At 62.5% G+C, this 4,946-nt stretch carries 5 protein-coding genes; all 5 read left to right on the top strand.

Going from position 1 to position 4,946, the window contains the following annotated elements:
* Positions 1-177: 30S ribosomal protein S9 (rpsI, locus tag NW857_RS10600; protein ID WP_414368901.1), on the top strand; the 177-nt coding region annotated here is incomplete at its 5' end.
* 77 nt (positions 178-254) lie between these two features.
* Positions 255-479, top strand: coding sequence for a 50S ribosomal protein L31 (gene rpmE, locus NW857_RS10595; RefSeq protein ID WP_414334842.1), 225 nt, complete (start codon positions 255-257; stop codon positions 477-479).
* A 64-nt stretch (positions 480-543) separates the two neighbouring features.
* Entirely contained in the window at positions 544-1,626 is a 1,083-nt protein-coding gene (gene prfA / locus NW857_RS10590) for a peptide chain release factor 1 (RefSeq protein ID WP_414334843.1), read from the top strand.
* A gap of 79 nt (positions 1,627-1,705) precedes the next feature.
* Positions 1,706-4,339, top strand: coding sequence for a bifunctional aconitate hydratase 2/2-methylisocitrate dehydratase (gene acnB, locus NW857_RS10585; RefSeq protein ID WP_414368898.1), 2,634 nt, complete (start codon positions 1,706-1,708; stop codon positions 4,337-4,339).
* A gap of 54 nt (positions 4,340-4,393) precedes the next feature.
* Positions 4,394-4,687: a PepSY domain-containing protein gene (locus NW857_RS10580; protein ID WP_414334845.1), complete on the top strand. Its 294-nt coding sequence runs from the start codon at positions 4,394-4,396 to the stop codon at positions 4,685-4,687.
* The last annotated feature ends 259 nt before the right edge of the window (positions 4,688-4,946 follow it).

Below are 4,946 nucleotides of genomic sequence, written 5' to 3'. Positions count from 1 at the left end.
CACGGCCAGGCCGATGCCATCAAGTTGGGGGTGGCACGCGCCCTCTGCGAGGTGGATCCGGCCAATCGCGGCCCCTTGAAGGTAGAGGGCTACCTAAAACGGGATCCGCGCGCCGTGGAACGGAAGAAATACGGCCTGCGCAAGGCCCGCAAGGCTCCCCAGTACTCGAAGCGCTAGGGATCCCCGCCATTGCTTTTTCAAGGTCGATGTTGGTAGACAAGGGTATAGAAACAAGCCCAGAGGAGGAGATTGCCATGCCCAAAAAAGGAATACACCCACAGTGGTATCCCGAAGCCAAAGTCATCTGCAACGGCGAAGTGGTGATGACGGTGGGATCCACCCAGCCGGAGCTGAAGGTCGACGTTTGGTCCGGCAACCATCCCTTTTTCACCGGCAGCCAGAAGATCATCGACAGCGAAGGACGGGTGGAGAAGTTCATGCGCAAGTACGGCATGGGCGGCAGCAAGAAAGCCAAGTAGCCGAGTTTCTGCACCAAGGTTCCCCATTTGGGCCCTGCTTAGACTTCTCGGTGAGGCTAGACCCATGGCTTCTGCTCAACTGATCGAGCAGCTTAAGAACGTCGAGGCCACTTTTCAGGAGCTGACGGTGCGCCTGGCCGATCCTGATGTGGCGACGGATCCGGCGGAGCTGCAGCGGATCGCCAAGGCCCGCTCCTCCCTGGAAGCCACCGTGCAGGCTTTTCACGATTGGCAGAAGCTGACTCGCGACCTGAAGCAGACGGAAGAGCTGCTGCGCGAGGCGGCCTCCGATCCGGAGCTGGAGGCGATGGCCAGGTCGGAACTCGAGCAACTGCGCGCCCGCCAAGAGCAACTGGAGCAACAGCTCACCCTGCTGCTGCTGCCCCGGGATCCCAACGACGAAAAAAACATCATGTTGGAGATCCGCGCCGGCACCGGGGGCGAGGAAGCGGCGCTGTGGGCGGCTGATTTGGCCCGCATGTACACCCGCTACGCCGAGAAGATGGGTTGGTCGGTGCGCCTGGCCAGCCTCTCGGAAGGAGAGATGGGGGGCTACAAAGAGGCCATCCTGGAAATCCGCGGCGACCAGGTCTATAGCAAGCTGAAGTTTGAGGCCGGCGTGCACCGGGTGCAGCGGGTGCCCGTGACAGAGGCGCAGGGGCGCGTCCACACCTCGACGGCCACGGTGGCGGTGATGCCGGAGGTGGACGAGGTGGAGGTGGTGATCGACCCCAAGGACATCGAGATCAAGACGGCGCGCTCCGGCGGGGCGGGCGGCCAAAACGTGAACAAGGTGGAAACGGCGGTGGATCTCCTCCACAAGCCCACCGGCATCCGCGTCTTCTGCACCGAGGAGCGATCCCAGTTGCAAAACCGGCAGCGGGCGATGCAGATTTTGCGGGCCAAGCTCTACGAGATGAAGCTGCAGGAGCAACAGGCCTCCATCAGCTCCGCCCGTCGCATGCAGGTGGGAACGGGATCCCGCTCGGAAAAAATTCGCACCTACAACTACAAGGACAACCGCGTCACCGACCACCGCCTCAACCAGAACTTCCTGCTCGAGCCGATTTTGGAAGGGGAGCTGGACGAGTTAATCCAAGCTTGTATCGGCCTATACCAAAAAGAGCTGCTGGCGGAGCTATCCTAAGCGCTGCTGGGATCCCTTCCTGCTGCCGACCTGGCGGTAGAATAAATACCCATGTCGAGTGACCCGAGGAATCCTCCCCATGCTGGCCGAGTACCGCCAACATGTTGCTGCCCGCGCGGATCAAGGGATCCCGCCGCTGCCCTTGAGCGCTGCCCAGACCAGCCAGGTGTGCGAGCTGCTCAAGGATCCCCCTGCCGGCGAGGAAGCTTTTTTGTTGCATCTGCTCGCAGAGCGGGTGCCGCCGGGGGTGGATGAGGCGGCCTATGTGAAGGCGGGCTTTTTGGCGGCTGTGGCCAAGGAAGAAGCGCGCTCACCTCTGATTACCCCCCTGCGGGCGGTGGAGCTCTTGGGGACGATGCTGGGGGGCTATAACGTCCAGGTGCTGCTGGAGCTGCTGCAAGATGAACGACCGGAGATTGCCGCCGCGGCGGCCCGCGCCCTCAGCCACACGCTGCTGGTTTTCGATGCCTTCCACGACGTGCTGGAACTAAGCCAGGCCGGCAACGCCCGCGCTCGGCAGGTGCTGCAGTCCTGGGCTGAAGGAGAGTGGTTCACTACCAGGCCGCCCCTGGCCGAGGCCATCACCGTGACGGTGTTCAAAATTGCCGGCGAGATCAACACCGACGACCTCTCCCCCGCCGCCCACGCCACCACCCGCCCGGACATCCCCCTGCACGCCCAGAGCATGCTGGAGTCGCGCGCGCCGGGATCCCTGGCTGCTATTGCCGAGCTGAAGCGCCGCGGCTATCCCGTGGCCTTTGTGGGGGATGTGGTGGGCACGGGATCTTCCCGCAAGTCCGCCCTCAACTCCCTGCTCTGGCACATTGGCCACGACATTCCTTATGTGCCCAACAAGCGGGCCGGCGGGGTGATTCTGGGAGGCACGATCGCGCCTATCTTCTTCAACACCGCCGAAGATGCCGGCGCCCTGCCCATCCAGTGCGAGGTCTCGCGGCTGGAGACGGGCATGGTGGTCACCATCTATCCCTACGAAGGCGTCATCCGCTCTGAGGATGGCCAAGTCCTCTCCACCTTTTCCCTGCGGCCTGTGACCCTGCCGGACGAGGTGCGGGCGGGGGGCCGCATCCCCCTCTTGATTGGCCGGGCCCTCACCGACAAAACCCGCCAGGCCCTGGGGCTGGATCCCTCTCCCCTATTTATCCGTCCCACCCCGCCCGCCGACACCGGCAAAGGCTATACCCTGGCCCAGAAAATTGTCGGCAAAGCCTGTGGGCTGCCGGGGGTGCGCCCGGGCACCAGTTGTGAGCCGCTGATCACCACGGTGGGATCCCAGGACACCACCGGCCCCATGACCCGCGACGAGCTGAAGGAGCTGGCCTGCCTGGGCTTCAGCGCCGACCTGGTGCTGCAGAGCTTCTGCCACACCGCCGCCTATCCCAAGCCGGTGGACATCCAGATCCATAAAGAGCTGCCCGACTTTTTTGCCTCGCGGGGGGGCGTTGTCCTGCGGCCCGGCGACGGCATCATCCACTCCTGGCTCAACCGCATGCTGCTGCCGGATACCGTCGGCACCGGGGGCGACTCCCACACCCGCTTCCCCCTGGGCATCTCCTTCCCGGCGGGATCGGGGCTGGTGGCCTTTGCCGCCGCCATGGGGGTGATGCCCCTCAATATGCCGGAGTCGGTGCTGGTGCGCTTCCGGGGGGAATTGCAACCCGGGATCACCCTGCGGGACATCGTCCACGCCATCCCCTACGTGGCCATCCAGCGGGGGCTGCTCACCGTCGAGAAGCAGGGCAAGAAAAACGTCTTTGCCGGGCGAATTATGGAGATCGAGGGCCTGCCCCATCTCAAGGTGGAGCAAGCCTTCGAGTTTACCGACGCCTCGGCAGAGCGCAACTGCGCCGGCTGCACCATCAAGCTAAGCGTCGAGACGGTCGCCGAGTACCTGCGCTCCAACGTGGTGCTGCTGAAAAACATGATCGCCCGCGGCTATCAGGATGCGAGAACCCTGCTGCGGCGCATCGCCAAGATGGAAGCCTGGCTGGCCAACCCCACCCTGATGGAGGCGGATCCCGACGCCGAATACGCTGCCGTGATCGAGATTGATCTCAGCAGCATCACCGAGCCGATCGTCTGTGCCCCCAACGATCCCGACAAGGTGATGACTCTAAGCGAAGTCCACGCCCAGCACGCGGCAGGCAACCCCGACACACCCATCCAAATTGACGAGGTGTTCATCGGCTCCTGCATGACCAACATTGGCCACTACCGGGCTGCCGCCAAGATCTTGGAAGGGCAAGGTCGGGCCAAGGTACGCCAATTTTGGATCTGCCCACCCACCCGCATGGACGAGGCGCAACTGCGCGCCGAAGGGGTGTACGGCACCTTTGCCGCTGTCGGCGCGAGGACGGAAATGCCGGGCTGCAGCTTGTGCATGGGCAACCAGGCCCGCGTGGCAGATGGGGCCACCGTCATGTCCACCTCCACCCGCAACTTCAACAACCGCATGGGCAAGGACGCGCGGGTCTATCTGGGATCCGCCGAGCTGGCGGCTGCCTGCGCCCTCCTGGGGCGGATCCCTACCCCTGAGGAATACCGGGAGATCGTGGCCACCAAGATCCAGCCCTTTGCCGGCGAGCTGTACCGCTACCTCAACTTCCACGAGATCCCCGGCTTTGAGGACGAAGGGCGGATCATCCCCCGCGAACAAATGCCCAAGCTGGAGGAAGTCCTCGGGATCCGTTCCTAAAGGGGCCACCCTGATACCATGGCAGCATGGTTTGCTAGCCTTGGAGAAATCCTGATGGCCCTGTCCCGAAAACTCACCCGCCAGATCCACCGCGCCCTCGCTCCCATCCTGGCCCTGCCCTTGGTGGTGACGGTGGTGACGGGATCCCTCTACCAAATTGCCCGCCTCAACGACAACTTGGACTACTACTGGCTAATCCAAATCCACAAAGGGCAGTGGGGGCCGCTGGATCTGCAGGCCATCTACCCCTTCTTAAACGGCCTGGGGCTGTTGGTGATGGTGGCTACCGGCCTGAGTTTATGGTTGCAAACGAGATCCCATCGCCCGCCCCAGCGCAGCGATTCCTGAGAGCTTTCTCCTGATTCTTGGGTGAGAAAATACCCCAACCGATTTCCAGAAAACTCGACCTCTGGAGCCAGCCAGAAAGCTTATTTTAATGTACAGAGGCTAGGCTAAAGCCTTGTGAGTAAAGCTTAAAGAGAAGCTAACCAAAAGTTAACCAAAATCTGATCAGGAGGTGGATAGATATGGCTCTGGTTCGCTGGGATCCCTTTCGGGAAATTGACGAAATTCAACGGGAAATGAACCGGATGTTTGACCGGCTGAT

This window comes from Synechococcus sp. H55.9, assembly GCF_047462355.1.
Lineage (GTDB): Bacteria > Cyanobacteriota > Cyanobacteriia > Thermostichales > Thermostichaceae > Thermostichus.
This window is presented reverse-complemented; position numbering and strand designations above follow the sequence as displayed.

Bases quoted from the DNA above. Each gene is read 5' to 3' on its own strand.
- NW857_RS10580 (WP_414334845.1), top strand. From the start codon at position 4,394: ATGGCCCTGTCCCGAAAACTCACCCGCCAGATCCACCGCGCCCTCGCT.
- prfA (WP_414334843.1), top strand. From the start codon at position 544: ATGGCTTCTGCTCAACTGATCGAGCAGCTTAAGAACGTCGAGGCCACT.
- rpmE (WP_414334842.1), top strand. From the start codon at position 255: ATGCCCAAAAAAGGAATACACCCACAGTGGTATCCCGAAGCCAAAGTC.
- acnB (WP_414368898.1), top strand. From the start codon at position 1,706: ATGCTGGCCGAGTACCGCCAACATGTTGCTGCCCGCGCGGATCAAGGG.